The sequence below is a fragment of the Lysinibacillus sp. GW823-FHT02G10 genome (assembly GCF_058797135.1).
Map to the genome: position 1 here is coordinate 56,199 of NZ_JBXAJI010000004.1, position 16,867 is coordinate 73,065.

The following is a 16,867-nucleotide window of genomic DNA, read 5'->3' on the forward strand; positions in this document are numbered from 1 at the left end:
GATTTATTTCACACCTTTTTCCATTGCTTTCCAAGCCAATGTTGCACACTTAATTCGTGCTGGGAATTGTGAAACACCTTGCAGTGCCTCAACATCCTCAAGGTCATATTTATCGCTGTACTCCTCACCCATCATCATTTTAGAAAAAATATCAGAAAGCTCAATAGCTTCCTCTACTTTTTTTCCTTTGATGAGCTGTGTCATCATTGATGCAGAGGACATAGAAATAGAACAGCCTTCACCATCAAATTTTGCATCCTCTACAACACCGTCTGTCACTTTCAATGTTAAGTGAATACGGTCGCCACAAGTCGGATTATTCATATCGATCGTTACAGCATTATCATCTAAAGATCCTTTATTACGAGGATTCTTATAGTGATCCATAATGACTGAACGATATAGTTGATCTAAATTATTAAAAGACATCGCCAAAATACTCCTTCGCAGAACGTAACCCTGCAACTAAACGGTCAATATCCTCCTCTGTATTGTACAGATAGAAGCTTGCTCGTGCTGTCGCTACTTGCTGAAGACATTTCATTAGTGGCTGTGCACAATGATGTCCTGCACGAACAGCAATACCATTCATGTCAAGCACCGTTGCCACATCATGTGGATGTACATCATCTAGATTAAATGTTACTAATCCACAACGCTTCATAGGGTCACGTGGGCCAAAAATTTTCAAACCGTCAATTGTTTCAAGTTGATCCATTGCGTAGCCTGCAAGCTTATGCTCATGCTCTAGAATGTTATCTAACCCGATATCAGTTAAGAAATCAATAGCGGCTCCTAAACCTATTGCACCTGCAATAATAGGCGTTCCACCTTCAAATTTCCACGGTAATTCCTTCCACGTTGACTCATAAAGCCCAACAAAATCAATCATTTCGCCACCAAACTCAATTGGCTCCATCTTTTCAAGGTGTTCCTTTTTACCATATAGTACACCTATTCCAGTTGGTCCGCACATTTTATGCCCTGAGAAACCTAAGAAATCTACATCCAAATCTTGCACATCAATTTTCATATGTGGCGCAGCTTGTGCACCATCGGCTACCATGACAGCACCATTAGCATGTGCAATTTGAGCAATTTCTTTAATTGGATTTATTGTTCCAAGTACGTTTGATGCCATAGACACCGAAACAATTTTTGTTTTAGGTGTGACTGTCGCACGTACTTTCTCTAGGCTAAGAGTGCCGTCTGCTTCAAGCTCAATGTATTTTAAAGTTGCATTTTTTTCTTTGGCTAATTGTTGCCAAGGAATAATATTGGAATGATGCTCCATATGAGTAATGACAATTTCATCACCCTCAACAACATTTGCACGACCATAACTTGTCGCAACTGTATTTAAAGCGGTTGTTGTACCACGCGTAAAAATAATTTCCTGTGTTGATTGCGCATTAATAAACTTACGAACCTTTTCACGAGCACCTTCATATTTATCTGTTGCACGGTTTCCTAGTGTATGCACGCCACGGTGAACATTGGAATTATCAAATTCATAATAAGCTTTAATCGCTTCAATCACTTGAACAGGCTTCTGAGACGTCGCTGCACTATCAAGATATACAAGTCTATGACCATTTACATCCTGATTTAAAATTGGGAAATAGCTTTTAATGTCTTTATTCATCATTAGCGAACTTTCCTTTCAATAACCTCCGTCAGTTGCTTTTGAACGCCTTCAATTGGTAATTGCGTAACAACTGGCGCAAGGAATCCATGGATAACAAGGCGCTCTGCTTCTGCTTTCGAGATACCACGGCTCATTAAATAATAAAGCTGTAATGGATCTACTCGACCAACAGATGCTGCGTGTCCTGCTGTTACATCATCTTCGTCAATTAATAAAATTGGGTTTGCATCCCCACGAGCTTTTTCTGACAGCATTAATACACGTGATTCTTGTTGTGCATCGGCTTTTGTCGCACCATGCTCGATATAGCCAATACCGTTAAAGATTGACTGAGCTGCATCTTTCATTACACCATGCTTTAAGATATGCCCGTTTGAGTTTTTACCCCAGTGACGAACCTCAGTAGTGAAGTTAAGTTTTTGTTCTCCACGACCAACTACGACTGTTTTTGTATCTGCATGAGAACCGTCACCAATCAAATGCGTAATGTTTTCAGAGATTGTATCAGAATCATTCATTAGACCAAGAGCCCAGTCAACTTTTGCGTCACGCGCTAAACGTGCACGACGATTAACATATGTCGTAAATCCTTTTGCAAGGACATCTACTGCACCATATGTCACCTGTGCATTATCTTGAACAACGACTTCCGCAATAATATTCGCTTGCCCTTTTGCCTCTTCAACTGTTGAAACATAAGTTTCCACATATGTTACTGCTGAATTCGCTTCTGCTACTACTAAAACATGGTTATATAATGAAGCTTCCGCATTGTCATTAAGGAAAACAACTTGAAGTGGTTGCTCAATGATCACGTTTTTTGGTACGTATACAAACACTCCACCATTAACAAGTGCTGTATGAAGTGCTGTTAACTTATGCTCATCTACTTTAACAGCTTCTGTCATAAAGTATTTTTGTACAAGTTCGCCATGTTCACGAACTGCTGTGAAAATATCAGTAAAAATAACACCTTTATCAGCAAGTTCTTGTGATGCCTTAATATATGCTGGTGTATTATTACGTTGAATATATAGGTTTTCTTGTGCTTCAAGGTCAATTAAACCTTTTGCTTCTTCAGGTAGAGCATCCAATGAAGGGAATGCCTCACTATGAACTGCCAACACTGGGAAGTTCATGAAATCCCATTTTGTAATATTCGTTCTATCTGGTTTTGGCAAATCTAAACCAGCTACTTTGTCTAGTGCTGCCGCGCGAAGTTCTGTAAACCAAGTAGGTTCACCATTTGCTTCTGAGAACGAGCGCACGTCCTGTACTGTTACAGGCAAGTTAAGTTCCACTGTCATGCTAGTTCGTCCTCCTTCTTATGCTTCTTGTTCTTCTGTTTCTTCTTCGATTCCTAATTCTTTTTTAATCCAGTCATAACCTTCTGCTTCTAAGCGTTGTGCAAGCTCTGCACCACCTGATTTTACAACACGTCCTTGCATCATTACGTGTACATGGTCTGGTGTAATGTAGTTTAATAGGCGTTGATAGTGTGTAATCATTAAGCAGCCAAAGCCTTCACCGCGCATTGCGTTGATGCCTTTTGAGACAACTTTCAATGCATCGATATCAAGACCAGAGTCAATTTCATCTAAGATTGCAAATGTTGGTTTGATCATCATTAATTGAAGAATCTCATTACGTTTTTTCTCCCCGCCAGAGAAACCTTCATTTAAATAACGTTGAGCCATATCTTCGTTCATTTCAAGGAATTCCATGTTTTTATCTAATTCGCGGATAAATTTCATTAATGAAATTTCATCGCCTTCTTCACGACGCGCGTTAATTGCTGAACGTAAGAAATCAGCATTTGTAACACCAGCAATTTCAGATGGATATTGCATTGCTAGGAATAAACCAGCTTGAGCACGCTCGTCTACTTCCATTTCAAGCACATCTTCGCCATCTAACTCAACAGTACCTGAAGTTACTTCATATTTTGGATGACCCATAATAGCAGAAGCTAGTGTTGATTTACCAGTTCCGTTTGGTCCCATAATTGCGTGAATTTCGTTTGTATTAATTGTAAGATTTACGCCTTTTAAAATCTCTTTTCCGTCGATAGCAACGTGAAGATCTTTAATAACTAAAGTTGACATGAAAATACCTCCATAGTGTTCAGTGAATGGGTCAACCATTCCTTAATTATCATCATTCTAATCTTAACTGAAAATCGTTCTCTATGCAAACCATTTCAATTACTTTCCCATTCCTTAAATAAAATCTTTAAAAATAAAGACTTTGTAAGCATTTTCAGATTATTACTACTTCACCTAAACAATGAGAATAGACTTTCTTCATTTTCAATAAAATCTCCCTAATTGAGAATTAATTTCATCTAGCTACATAGTGAAAACCTCGAGAAAAGTGCTAATTGTAGCGGTTTTGTGACAAATTAGCATAAACAACATATCTATACTATAACCTATTTCATTAAAATGGAATCAATTTAAGTTCATATTGGAAGAAAGAAATTTTGCTATAAAAATTAATGGATTGTCTCCTCAAAAGAAAGTAATTTTAGGCAAATGAAAAGACAGAAACGTAGATTGTATCCAACATTTCTGCCATTTCTCCATTAATTTAGATGATATGCCCATAAATATCCTTTTGATTCCAGTAAAAAAGTATCTGACTCTGAGGTAGTAGTGATAACAATTGCATCATTTGTCTTCAGCTCATAGCCTTCATTCACGCGTTCTATTTGAATAGGTAAACCTAGCTCTATAAAAAGCTGACGTAGACGGTAAATCGTATTATAAAGATTAGCTAACGCTTTTTTCTCATCTATATTAGGCCAAATATCATCTAAAATACGATACTTCGATACTACGATTCCTTCATGGACTAATAAATAATAAAAAAGCTCCTCCGTAACCTTTGTTCGCCATTTAATAGCTTTGTCATGTATCCTTGTTCCAACCTCACCTTTTAAACTAACTTCCAACTTTGTAGTGTTTCGCTGTGTTTGACGCCCATAATATTTTGTAAGTCTTTCATTTACTTGTAGTACAATACTTGGTGTCATGGGCTTTAATACATAATCTAGTGCTTGGACTCGAAATGCATCTACAGCATATTTTGCATAGGCTGTTGAAAAAATAATAGGGACATCAATGCCTTCTTCTACTAAAATAGCTGCAAGCTCTAATCCATTCATCTTTGGCATTTCAATATCTAAAATTAGCGCATCATATTCACCCTTAATGGACAAAATTTGAGTTATTGCTTCTAAAGGTGATGTAAAGGTGGCAATAACTTGAAAAAGCCCCTCTTTTTCAAGTAATAGTTTGTGCAAATCTAAAATTGGCTGTTCATCCTCTACCATAATAATTTTCCACATGTTGAAGCTCCTTTAAAGGTTGTATGAATACCATTGTTGTACCTTCATCTTTCTTAGAAGTAATAGAAAGAGTAGCACTCGGCATTTCTTTTACTCGACGTAGAACATTGGTAAATCCGATGCCATTTGAAAATATATTTTCTCCATTGTTTAAAGCTTTTACCTGTTCCTCAGTCATACCAACGCCATCATCCCTCACCTGAATGCTTAAATTATTTTGCTGCCTTTTAATTTCAATAAAGACTGTCCCATTTCCATCCTTTTCAAAAATCCCATGACGAATTGCATTTTCAACTAAAGGCTGTATCAGTAAACTTGGGATTTCTATCTTTTCAGCATCTAATGTATCTTCTATTGTCAAAATAACCGTTAACTTATCACCAAAGCGTGCTTGTTCAATCTCTACATAGGCACGTATAATTTCAAGCTCTTTCTCTAACGTTGCGCGTTGCCCATCCTTACCTGATTCTAAAATATAACGTAAATAGGTAGAAAGCATCGTTAATAAATGCCCTGCTCGCTCTCCGTCTGTATAACAAAACGAAATAATACTGCTGAGTGCATTGTATAAAAAATGAGGATTGATTTGTGCCTGTAGAAAAGCCATTTCATGCTGTATCGCTTTGCCCATAGCCTCTTTCGTTAATGCTATAGCCGATAAACGTGAAAGTAACATTTCTTTTGTAGCTGGCTTACGGATATAATCATTGGCCCCTGATTCCAGGATAAGTGAAATATTCGTAGGATATTCATTGGCTACTAACATAATAATCGGTAAATCTATATAGCTATAATACTGACGTATATATTTGGTTAGGGCAATGCCTCCCATTCCAGGCATCACTTCATCTATCAATAAAAAATCAGGTCTTTTTTGCTGAATAACGTTGAGTGCCTCCTCAGGGCAATGCACTACCTCTATAGCGTAGTGGCTTTGTAGTAACGATTGTAAAACCTCTGCATGAATGACATCATCCTCAACTATGAGTAATCTTGGCAAATTTTCATTGAACAGTGGCTGATCATTCATAATGATAATCATCTCATTGTCTTTTAGCACTTGCTCATAGCCACCGAATGGCAAGGTGATGATAAATCGAATGCCATTTTGTAATAAATCTACCGAATATGTACCACCCATCTGCTCAATGATGGCTTTCCCTATCGACTGTCCAGTCTCATCTGCTGCTTTTTGCTGTATAGGCTCAGGGCCAGCTCCTTCTACCAAGATTCTTACGTCTGTATCAAGATGTAAAACAGTTAGAATCATATCCCCATTCCCAGCATGAGCAATAGCTGTTTCAAGTACCCTGTATAAGATTTGACCTAGACGTTGCTCATCAGCTTGAACTAATAATTTTGGATTGGTGTGCTTGTATAAACGAATATGCGTTTTTTTTATTTTCTTTTCGTGCATAATTAATACATGCTGAATAATCATTTGAATATTAACTGGGTGTACATCTATTTTAAAATCCTGAAACCTTATTCTAGTGAAATCTTTTAAGTCATTTACTAGATATAATAAACGTTCTAATTGTTGTTCTAGTAGTTGTTGCTTATCCGTCATAGATTGAGTTGATAAGGATTTTGTAATATTTAATGCATGATAAAGAGGTTGTTCTAATTCATTTGTTGTCACTTCTAAAAAGGAATCCTTACCGATTGTCGCCTTTTCCAGACGTTGACTATATAATTCAGCGTCTCTTGTTCGATTAATTAGTCGCATTGCCAAATAAATATTCATACATACTACAAAGAATAGCAGACCAATACGATTAAAAACATTTCGCCCAGAGAAAAAAAGCTGATCAAATGTTCCACTTATGCTAAAAATTAATAGAGATATAATTGTTGCACTTAATATTATCAGTTCATTTTTCGGAACATGAGCACTTTTCTTCATGATCAAATACAATAATCGTCCTATTATAAAAAATGCTAGGAAATTTATATAGGTAAAAAATATATATTGTAGCTCTGATAAAGATCTTGCTGGTAAAAGCAGTGTTCCAACGCCATATAATAGTAGTGGTGACACAAATAATAAAGCTGTCCTACGTTTCATCATAGCTGTTACCGTATAGGCAAAGAACAGGAATAGCATCACTGCATTTATATACGTTATAAAATCTTGCAAACGAAAATAAAATTCAAATTCTATAGTAGGAAACTCTCTATAAAGAGTTCGTTCGCCTCTTGTACATACCAAAATTGCCAACGTAAAAAAATACATTGCACTATAAAAAAACGCTTTGTCTCTTATTCTTAATAAATACAAACTAAAATGAAAGATTGAAAATATTAATAACATGATAATCGTTGTTTTTTCTAAGTACACATCTTGAATGACATCTTTTGCAAGAGCATCCGCATCTCCTATATCTATAGGAAATATAATGCCATGCCTTGCATTATGAAAATCTGCAACTTGTATTGTTAGGATCACCGAATCTGAAGAAGGTGAAAAATACACTTCATAAACAGGATTACTTGGTTTCGATGCTTCACGAGCAGTAGCAAGTTTACCATAGGAGGCAGCGATCTCATTATTTATAAAAAGTCGATGAGATGACCAAATATTTCGTACCCGAATACCTATTTTTTTGAAATGAGGTGGTAGCTTAATTTTAAGTTGATAAGTACCATACTCTGCATCGGCCTGCCATGGTCCAGGAACCTTTTCAATTGGAGCATGATCAGGAAAATTAGCAGGTTCAAGAAAATTATTGCCTATAAAACGCCATTCTCCAGACAATGCTACAATCTCTTCCTCTTTTGTTATTTCTGATAAATCTAATTGACCATCCACCGCCTGTAACTTAGTATTGCTTGTATCTTGATCGTTAAAAATTAAATAAGTTAGCATCGTGATGGCTACTAAAATAAATAACCAACTTAAACTTTTTTTTATCATGAATCCCACCTCCTCCTCATCTTACAATAGCGAACTCTCAAATATCTAACAGCTTATAATTTTTATTTTGACATAAACAGTCATTTTTCATCTTAAATAATATATAATTAAGGTATAATCAATCTTATTTTTAGATTAATAGAGGTGAAATGTTAGTGGAGTTACGTCAATTACGCTATTTTGTAGAGGTTGCTGAACGTGAGCATATTTCAGAGGCTGCTGAGCATCTTCATGTAGCCCAATCTGCCATTAGTCGGCAAATCGCAAATCTTGAGGATGAGTTAGGCACTCCGTTATTTGAACGAGTGGGACGAAATGTCAAATTAACACCAATAGGGAAGACATTTCTTGAGCATACCATTACGGCATTAAAGGCCATCGATTTTGCAGCAAAGCAAGTAGAAGAATATCTTGATCCTGCAAAGGGCTCAATTAAAATCGGCTTTCCAACAAGTTTAGCTAGCTATGTTCTGCCAACCGTTATTTCAGCCTTTAAACGCGAATATCCTGATTTACAATTTCAACTCCGTCAAGGGTCTTATCGATTTTTGATTGATGCAGTTAAAAATCGGGAGTTGAACCTCGCCTTTTTGGGACCCCTGCCCCCGAAGGACGAATCCATTCAATCAACCATTCTGTTTACTGAAAATATTGCCGCACTCCTACCAGCCAATCATCCATTAGCTAAAAGAGAAAGCATACAGCTTGCAGAGTTGAAAAATGATTTATTCGTATTATTTCCAGATGGTTACATTTTGCATAAGGTAGCGATGGATGCTTGTAGAGCTGCAGGCTTTTTACCAAATGTCATTTCAGAGGGAGAAGATTTGGATGCACTAAAGGGCTTAGTCGCCGCTGGCATAGGTGTTAGTCTATTACCAGAAAGTTCTCTTTATGATTCAGCAGCTCGCTTTACCATTAAGGTTCCTATTGAATCTCCTACAATCCCTAGAACTGTTGGTATTATTTCACCCGTAAATCGAGAAATTGCACCATCAGAAATCATTTTCTTAGACTTTGTGAAAAACTTTTTTTCTCGCCTTTCACAATTCCAATAAAAAAATCGCCTTTTGGGCGATTTTTTTATTATTCTGTTGATTGCTCAGCAATCCATTCTATTGTTTTCTCTCCTAAGCCTCCTGCACGCCATAATACAACGTCATGATAGCTTTTCTTTTGAACGTAAGTAACCCATTTTTCTAGCGTTTCTTGATCAGCATACCAAACTTCATGGCTGACATTATTGTCATCTACATATGAAAAATAAACGGCTCCACTTGCTTGATCACGCTGCTTAGCTGCTTTTCTATCGGCTAGTAATTGTTCGGCCTCAAGCTCTGTTAAAGCGACTATTTTGCCCTGAGCTACCCAATCAAAACCTCCAGTGGCAAAGGCGATAGCTAAATCTTGATTAGACTTCTTCATTTTTTTTACTAAATCATCTAGAAAAGAAAAAGTAGCTTTAGCACCTGGCCCACTGTGGTAACCATGAACATTATAGGCCATTACTGTATAGTGAGGTCCATCTGGTAATTTCACATCAAATGGAAAGCGTGGTTCGAGTACAACATGCAATGTAACATCCTTTTTGGAAAACTCTTGGTAAAGCTCTTCTAAAAATAGGATATAGTTTTGAAGGTCATCTTTAGCCACCTTTTCATAATCAATCTCAATGCCATTTACTTGATATTGTTCCACAACCCGCAAAATATTTCCAATATGCTTTTGCCTTGCTGAGGAATCCTGCAATAATCTATGCAAAAGCGTGCTATCCTTTTGAACAGATGGAGCATTCTCTGTTACATAATCATTGATGAGTGTTAGGATCACATGATGGGAATCATTAAATTGCTGCTTGGTCTTTTGCAACATATCTACGGCATTTTCTGTTAACAATAGTTCATCATTGCTATTAAAATATGCGCCAAAAACACGTATATCTTGTAATCCAAGCTGAGAATTTTCTACATCTTTCATGGCGGATTTATTTTGCCATTCTGGTAACCAAATAGATAATCGGAGCTTCTCCTTATCGTTAAATTCTTCCTTTGCTTTAGCTGGCTGTTCTTTACTATTACTACAAGCTGTAATAAATAGTAGCGCAATACAAATAAATAACATAATGTTCTTCACTTGACTCTAATTTCACCCCGATTTAGAAGGTCTCGATAAAGAAATCAACGACATGATTAAATAACTCAGTGGATTTATACTTAACCTTCTCGAAATTCGTATATTGGTTCGTAAAAATAGTTTGATTGTTTTTATCTGTAATCAAAATATCTTCAATTAATGTATCGTAAATATCATCTGCATACTGTTCGTGTGAAGTGTTCTTATTACTGTACAACGCACCAAATCCAATCTGTGCCCCTTGTAATTTCGGATTTATTTGAACGGTCTCGGATAATACATTATCTACATCTATTTCTATTTTATCCTTATTTATAGCAATGTTAAATACTCTATTTTCCGTTAAGTTTCTTGGGTACTCTTCTTCATCTATACGTGACCCTTTTTGCGTATCATGGTAAGTGTAAACTGTTGCTTTATTAAATGCGTATTCTTCTTCATTCCACTTAATTTCATTTAATGGAAAGCGTTCTTTTTCAACAATTCCCCCGCCTGGTAATTTTTCACTTATTACAATCTCATTATCGACTAGTACAATTCGTAAATAACTATTTGTTTTTTCATCGTAATTTACATAGAAAGCTTGTTGGCCAACCACATTCCCTTTAAACGCAAAATTCACATTATATTGATCTGGCAGTTCCTCCTTTAAAAGAATTCTGCCTTCACTTGATGGTGCTGAAGTTAAGGTGATCTCATTATTTTCATATTCTGCCGCACCATTTATCACTTTCCAGTGTTGTGCTACTTCCTGATCTCCTATCTTAAATTGTATGTTTTGCCTACTGGCCTGTCTGATCTTCATCATCACATGATTAGTTGACCAATATGGTGATACTTGTAATCTGCTTAAATTATAAATATCTGCCTCTTTATCATTGTAGGCTCCTAATTCTAGATTAAAATGCATACGAAACTTGTCTTTAATTTCTTTGTTATTCACACTTTCTACGAGAGGATCCATATTGTTATAAAGTGAGTTTGCATGCATAATTGCGTAGGCTTTAGGGACTTCCCCCAACTCTTCATGATAGATATCCTGCATTAAATTGTAGTCCTTCTTAATACGAGCCTCCATCTCTTGTCGAGTTTCACTTGGTATCATATATTGATTACGAATAAAATCCATTAAATAATGATTATAGTATTCTATTGTTGTTTTATTAGGTACGTTATTTTCATCTATGACGCCTAAGGACTGTCCTTTATCATTAAAAATATTAATATAGGTTAACCTATATCCATTGGAGCCCATTTCCCAATAACCGCTTTTTTCCATCAGTTTTAAATCTTTGGGCTTTAAAAATTTATTATCGGTTGTATCCATTTTATTGGCATAAGTAAACATCGTTGCCTTATAATTTAATTTTTCCATAATATTTTGAGCAAAAATACTAGAATCTGTACGTCCATCTTCAAATGATAGATACAAAGCTTTTTCTGGCAATGGTTTATCATGCTGATAGAAGTCTAAAATATCCTTTTGAGTAATGGTTTGATACCCTTGTTTTTCTAACAAAGTTAATTGTTCTTCTAAATTCTTTTTAGACACATATTTAGGTGATTCATTTCTACTGACACCAAAATAGGAAAGAGCAATAAAACCCTCTTTATTATTTAATGGAACTGTTTCAGCTCCCCTTTTCTCTGTTAGAAAAACAGCTTTAATTAAAATGACAGCTAACAATACTACTATAATTAATTGAGCGATCGAACGGATGATTTTCCGACGATTTTTTTTAGCTGGCTGAAGCTCTACACTTTTTCCGTTCATTCCTTCTCACCCTTTTTTCTAATTTTCAACATCGAAAATCGGGATTTTCGTAATTTTTGCTTTTCCATTTTCTTTTCCTTCGCTAGAACATCCTGAGGTGTTTCCCTTGTCCCCCATGTAGATTTCCAAAAAGTCACCCAAGCAACTGGCATCTGCCATAGCAAAATAAATTCATAATAGAGGACAAAGATAAAACCAAATCCCCATAGTTTACTTTTTCTAAAGAATAGATGAGCCAAACTCATAAGCATGGCCATTAATAGTAAACCTATTAAAAACGTTGTAGGAAAAATACCATACATGACTGGTACATAAATTAAGTTATAAACAACGACAATTGGTGCTGCAATCGGCACAATTAAACCAATAATGAAGAAAAGGAACATAAACGGTTCTTTTTTCCACATAAATAAAAATGCACGCAAAGATTCTCGAAGCCAAGAACGTTTCCATCTCATTTGCTGGGATAGAAAAACTTTTGTGTCAGATGGAACAATTGTTGAACAAATGGCATTGTCCTGATAGCCTGTTCGATGTGTTTTTAAAATATAGTTTGTCATACTACGGTCATCACCAAAAGTTGCTGGCTGACCAAGAAATTTTTGATTAAGCCATGCTGTTTCATTTTTTAAAATTAGCTCTTTCCGGTAACAGGCTAGTGGTCCTGATAAGCAAGTAACCGTATCAAACCATGCTTCAGCTGCTTTCATGATACGGAAGGCAATATAATAACGAACCGTCTGTAATTTAGTTAGCGCATTAGTAAATTTATTTTCAACCTCTGTTCGGCCAGCCACACCGCCCATTTTGGGATCTTGAAAAGGTTGCACTAAATTACGGATTGCATGTGGCTCTAAAAAACTATCGGAATCCACAAAAACAACTAAATCATGCTTCGCTTGATGAACACCCGCAACTAACGCTTCCCGTTTCCCACCGTTTTGTGGAAGCTTATAAAACTTTAATCGATCATTCGTCTTAAATCGTTCACCCTCTTGATGAATAAGGTTAATCATGTCGTATGCCTTTTCCTCTGTACGATCTGTTGAACAATCATCTACAACGATTACTTCTAATTTATCTACTGGGTAATATTGATTGATACAACTAGAAATCGTGCGATGAATCCACTCTTCCTCATTAAAGACTGGAATAATAATGGAGACACCTGGTTCAAACTTTGGATTGATCGGTACATTTTTATAGAAAATACCAAATAAATATCTACTTAACAGAAATGTTGCTGCAATAATACTATAAAGATATAAAAATTTATTAAACCTAAAGTAAATCACGCTTTCTGCTCTCATTAACATGACAATAATCGATACGACCAATAAAAATAAACTAGCCATAAAAATAGAAATGCCCCAACGTTTTTTTGTCATATATTCGTTTAAAGGCTGTAAAAATTCACAGGCAGCATAATAACGTAGTTCTCTATCCACTTCTTTCGTAAAATAACGGACAACCTTAGCCTTTAACTTCACTTTGGCTTCATAGCCCTCAGGCATTGCACCACCCGGTATGTTGAAATTCATTGTTAAAATTTCATTTATTAAAAATTCATGAGGTTGATTAGAGTAAACGAGGATACCCGTTACCGAAATATCCTCTGCAAAAAGTTTTTCTGCGTTCACTTGGCGTTTTGCCCTTTTAATATGAACCTCAAAATGAGTTTCGTAGCGTAAACTTAATTGTTGAAGTCGATAGATTTCATTCACATCTGTCGGATCAATTTCCTCTTTCTGATAGGAGGCGCCACGACGATTCACAAGGCTCCTTACATTTTCGGGATCGGGAATATTTGAAAGAATCCGACGGTCAGAGCGTGGTATCGTTAAGATCTCTTTTTTTGTTTTCATTGTTCATTCACATCCCTATTTGAATCTTCTTCAATCCAAGTAGACATTTTGCTAAAGCTATAACCATCTTCTAGAAGTTTTTCAATAATGAGTGGAAGTGCTTCTACCGTATTTGTTCCATCTAGGATATGCATGACAATGACCTTGCCGGGCCCAACCCTAGAAATCACCCGTTCGTAAATGTCTTGTGCTGAGTAATCTAAATTCCAATCAAAAGAAGCGATATCATACATAGCAATCGTTTTAATTCCCGCAGCAGTAATGATCTTGGCCGTTCGCTCATCCATTATTCCTTGGGCTGGTCGGAAATATAGAAGCGGGGGCTCTTGTAAAGCATAGGTTAATGCCTGATGTGCCTTCACTAAATCATCTTGTAATTCTTCGGGTGTCATTTTTGTAACATCTAAATGGTAATAGGAGTGGCTCGCTACCTCATGACCTTCCTCTACAATCATCTTCGCTAATTGTGGATTCTTCTCCACACCACTTCCTATTAGGAAAAAGGTACTTTTGATATTATATTTACGTAAAACATCCAACACTTCTTTTACTCGTTTTTCATGTGCCCAATCATCAAAAGTAATAGCTATTTCCTTTTTTGTTGTCTCTTTTCGATAATATAAATTCGGCTTGGCTTGCTCATAATTTACATTTGGACTGACAGCATCATATCCTGAAATTTCTTCCACGGACTTTGTTAAATAACGTTTATCCAATAGATCACTCAAAGTAGTAATGGTATACTCGCGTTCTTTAGCTAATTGAGCTAATAATGGTATAGCATCAATAATGGCAGGATTAATGTATGTGTTGAGATGAATAATAGAGCCCCTATCAATATATTTACTGATATAATTAATCAGCTCCTGAGCACTTTGCATTTTTCTATCAAGTGGGTTAATAGATAATCCAATAACAGCTTTCATATCAAGCGCCTTTGCTGCTAAGCGCATATTATCGGTAACATCGCCTGAACGACTACGAACAAATTTCGGTGAATAGCCTAAATGCTCTTCAAAAATTTGATTGGTTAACATGATTTCTTCATACGTTTGGTCATAATCCAAAGACGTTACATCTGGAAATGTCAATGTACCGTTTTGCACCTCATGTCCCCTTTTTAAGATATCTTTCACAAGCTCTGGCTCTTGAGCAACACGCATTCCCTCTAGAAAAAAGGTAGCCTTCATATTCGATTCATCTAGTTTCGTTAATAGCAATTTCATTGTGTCGTTATCTGCTAACCCATTAAATGTTAACGATACTTTTGGTACCACAATATTGGCATGACTAATTAATTCACTTTTAGTACCATCAGATTTTTTGACCTCTATAGAAGAATCAACTGGATGAATCGTTTCTTGTGTCGCTGACTGACAGCCTGCTAAGAACAGCATGATGAGCAGACCACATAGTTTTAGTAGTTTCATTTCCTATGAATTCCCCCTTATAGTTTGTAATAATTTTTATTTTTGAACAAAAAATGGGTATTACGTGTATCAAAAATTAAAGAAGCTTGTTGATCAATTAAAGAGTAATCAATAGTTGAATGATTCGTTAAAATTAATACTGCATCTGCTTGTTGGATTATTGGTGCTGTTAATGCAACCGTATTGAAATGTGATTGTTCGATAGAGAATGTTTGTATATAAGGATCAATGATTGTTAATTGACATTGTTTATCTAGTAGTTGCTGAATAACATGAAGTGCTGGCGATTCACGTGAATCGTTTATATTAGGTTTATAAGTGACACCGATGACAACAATATTGGCTCTATACAGCTCTTTATTTTGAATACGTAAGTAATTACTTAGTCTCTCGACTACAAAGTTGGGCATTGAGTCATTGATTTTATCAGCTGCTTCAATTAACGTTGCAGAGATACCATGTTGTTGCCCAGCCCATAGTAGATATTTAGGATCGACTGGAATACAATGCCCTCCCACTCCTGGCCCCGGTGTAAATGGCATAAAACCATACGGCTTTGTAGAAGCTGCATCAATAACTTCCCAAATATCAATGTTCATCTTATAGCAAATCTGACTTAACTCGTTTACAAGGGCTATGTTAATTTGGCGAAAAGTATTTTCCAGTAATTTCTCCATTTCAGCCACTCTAGGGCTTGTCACAGTACACACATGGGTATGGAGAACTGTTTCATAAAAAATCTTTGATAATTCTAGGCATGTGGCTGTTATTCCCCCAATCACTTTTGGTGTATTCGACACGGAAAAGTTGCTATTTCCTGGATCAACACGTTCTGGTGAATACGCTAAAAACAAATCATGACCAATAGTAAAACCATATTTTTGTAAAATAGGCTGGACCATTTCTTCTGTTGTCCCAGGGAAAGTCGTACTTTCAAGAATAACTAGCGCATTGGCGTTAATATTTTGACCGATGGCATGCGTTGCTTCTTCGATATATGAAATATTAGGTGTTCCATCAGGAGTAGTAGGTGTAGGTACACAAATAATCACAACGTCTGCTTGTGAAAGCATAGAAAAATCTTTAGTTGCTACAAAATGTTTACTTTCGATCATTTGCTCTATATTTTCTCTCGGTAAATCAGCAATATAACTTTCACCATTTTGCAATTGTCTGATTTTTCCTTGATTCTTATCAAAGCCAACTACCTTAAATCCATTTTGAGCCATTTCCACAGCAAACGGTAAACCTACATAGCCAAGTCCAATCACTCCAATTGTTGCTTTTTTTGTTTGGATTTTTTTCAATAAAGCTGTACTTAGTGATTTCGTTTCGCTCGTCATTAAAATTACTCCTTTATTTAATCTGTATTTTCATTGTTTTTTCTTTATTTAATTGAGGAACGCATTCCATAAAGCAATGGTTCAATTCTCGTCATCTTTTGTAAAAACCCCCTTCAACATTCAAACTTACACAGGACTCTTTAGTCGAAATAGATCAGTAGGATTACACATCACTCAAAATAAGTTTATTAACGTTTATATAGTACTAATTGAAGCTAAACAATTTCTAAACAATTACATCCAAGGTAATAAAAACCTATTCCTCTAAAAAATAAATCAAATTTTCATTATAAAAACGTCTATTTACGACGTTTTTTATATTAACCATTAACTGTAATTTTTTTTGTTTAGAAAAATTTTTCTTTCTACAATTCTAAAAATCCCCTTAAGCCTCGGTTGTCCACCGAC

12 protein-coding genes are annotated in these 16,867 nt (G+C 35.9%); 1 reads left to right on the forward strand and 11 read right to left on the reverse strand.

Features of this window, described 5'->3' with window-relative positions:
* Positions 1–3: 3 nt before the first annotated feature.
* From sufU to AC1RFD_RS14345, 6 genes are all read right to left on the reverse strand, one after another.
* Positions 4–429 (reverse strand): Fe-S cluster assembly sulfur transfer protein SufU, encoded by a 426-nt coding sequence (gene sufU / locus AC1RFD_RS14320; RefSeq protein WP_054549449.1) that lies wholly within the window; start codon positions 427–429, stop codon positions 4–6.
* Entirely contained in the window at positions 419–1,648 is a 1,230-nt protein-coding gene (locus AC1RFD_RS14325; RefSeq protein WP_048394396.1) for a cysteine desulfurase, read from the reverse strand. Before AC1RFD_RS14325 ends, sufU begins: the two co-directional genes overlap by 11 nt.
* Positions 1,648–2,955 carry a Fe-S cluster assembly protein SufD gene (gene sufD / locus AC1RFD_RS14330; protein ID WP_048394394.1) on the reverse strand — a complete coding sequence of 436 codons (1,308 nt, stop codon included), beginning with the start codon at positions 2,953–2,955 and terminating at the stop codon, positions 1,648–1,650. Before sufD ends, AC1RFD_RS14325 begins: the two co-directional genes overlap by 1 nt.
* Positions 2,956–2,973: 18 nt before the next feature.
* On the reverse strand, positions 2,974–3,753 hold the full coding sequence (gene sufC / locus AC1RFD_RS14335; RefSeq protein ID WP_016994918.1) for a Fe-S cluster assembly ATPase SufC: 780 nt from the start codon (positions 3,751–3,753) through the stop codon (positions 2,974–2,976).
* Between the two features lie 479 nt (positions 3,754–4,232).
* Positions 4,233–4,997, reverse strand: a complete 765-nt coding sequence (locus tag AC1RFD_RS14340; RefSeq protein WP_054549450.1) for a response regulator — start codon at positions 4,995–4,997, stop codon at positions 4,233–4,235.
* Positions 4,969–7,914: a histidine kinase gene (locus AC1RFD_RS14345; RefSeq protein ID WP_281217198.1), complete on the reverse strand. Its 2,946-nt coding sequence runs from the start codon at positions 7,912–7,914 to the stop codon at positions 4,969–4,971. The genes AC1RFD_RS14340 and AC1RFD_RS14345 overlap by 29 nt, the downstream gene beginning before the upstream one ends.
* Positions 7,915–8,069: 155 nt before the next feature.
* On the opposite strand from AC1RFD_RS14345, the gene gltC reads away from it, so the two are divergent.
* Positions 8,070–8,972: a glutamate biosynthesis transcriptional regulator GltC gene (gene gltC, locus AC1RFD_RS14350; protein WP_048394390.1), complete on the forward strand. Its 903-nt coding sequence runs from the start codon at positions 8,070–8,072 to the stop codon at positions 8,970–8,972.
* 28 nt (positions 8,973–9,000) lie between these two features.
* Here gltC and AC1RFD_RS14355 read toward each other — a convergent pair whose 3' ends face one another.
* Genes AC1RFD_RS14355 through AC1RFD_RS14375 form a run of 5 tightly spaced genes read right to left on the reverse strand, consistent with a single transcriptional unit; the run spans position 9,001 to position 16,459 of the window.
* Positions 9,001–10,047: a glycosyl hydrolase family 18 protein gene (locus AC1RFD_RS14355; RefSeq protein WP_485600388.1), complete on the reverse strand. Its 1,047-nt coding sequence runs from the start codon at positions 10,045–10,047 to the stop codon at positions 9,001–9,003.
* 22 nt (positions 10,048–10,069) lie between these two features.
* Positions 10,070–11,821: a polysaccharide deacetylase family protein gene (locus AC1RFD_RS14360; protein WP_115672962.1), complete on the reverse strand. Its 1,752-nt coding sequence runs from the start codon at positions 11,819–11,821 to the stop codon at positions 10,070–10,072.
* Positions 11,818–13,686, reverse strand: coding sequence for a glycosyltransferase family 2 protein (locus AC1RFD_RS14365; RefSeq protein ID WP_115672961.1), 1,869 nt, complete (start codon positions 13,684–13,686; stop codon positions 11,818–11,820). The genes AC1RFD_RS14360 and AC1RFD_RS14365 overlap by 4 nt, the downstream gene beginning before the upstream one ends.
* Positions 13,683–15,116, reverse strand: a complete 1,434-nt coding sequence (locus AC1RFD_RS14370; RefSeq protein ID WP_485600391.1) for a polysaccharide deacetylase family protein — start codon at positions 15,114–15,116, stop codon at positions 13,683–13,685. The genes AC1RFD_RS14365 and AC1RFD_RS14370 overlap by 4 nt, the downstream gene beginning before the upstream one ends.
* 17 nt (positions 15,117–15,133) lie before the next feature.
* Complete coding sequence (locus AC1RFD_RS14375) at positions 15,134–16,459, reverse strand: nucleotide sugar dehydrogenase (RefSeq protein ID WP_492474993.1); 1,326 nt, start codon at positions 16,457–16,459, stop codon at positions 15,134–15,136.
* Between the last annotated feature and the right edge of the window lie 408 nt (positions 16,460–16,867).

Bases quoted from the DNA above. Each gene is read 5' to 3' on its own strand.
- sufU (WP_054549449.1), bottom strand. From the start codon at position 429: ATGTCTTTTAATAATTTAGATCAACTATATCGTTCAGTCATTATGGAT.
- sufC (WP_016994918.1), bottom strand. From the start codon at position 3,753: ATGTCAACTTTAGTTATTAAAGATCTTCACGTTGCTATCGACGGAAAA.
- AC1RFD_RS14340 (WP_054549450.1), bottom strand. From the start codon at position 4,997: ATGTGGAAAATTATTATGGTAGAGGATGAACAGCCAATTTTAGATTTG.
- AC1RFD_RS14360 (WP_115672962.1), bottom strand. From the start codon at position 11,821: ATGAACGGAAAAAGTGTAGAGCTTCAGCCAGCTAAAAAAAATCGTCGG.
- AC1RFD_RS14370 (WP_485600391.1), bottom strand. From the start codon at position 15,116: ATGAAACTACTAAAACTATGTGGTCTGCTCATCATGCTGTTCTTAGCA.
- AC1RFD_RS14365 (WP_115672961.1), bottom strand. From the start codon at position 13,686: ATGAAAACAAAAAAAGAGATCTTAACGATACCACGCTCTGACCGTCGG.
- AC1RFD_RS14375 (WP_492474993.1), bottom strand. From the start codon at position 16,459: ATGACGAGCGAAACGAAATCACTAAGTACAGCTTTATTGAAAAAAATC.
- AC1RFD_RS14345 (WP_281217198.1), bottom strand. From the start codon at position 7,914: ATGATAAAAAAAAGTTTAAGTTGGTTATTTATTTTAGTAGCCATCACG.
- sufD (WP_048394394.1), bottom strand. From the start codon at position 2,955: ATGACAGTGGAACTTAACTTGCCTGTAACAGTACAGGACGTGCGCTCG.
- AC1RFD_RS14325 (WP_048394396.1), bottom strand. From the start codon at position 1,648: ATGATGAATAAAGACATTAAAAGCTATTTCCCAATTTTAAATCAGGAT.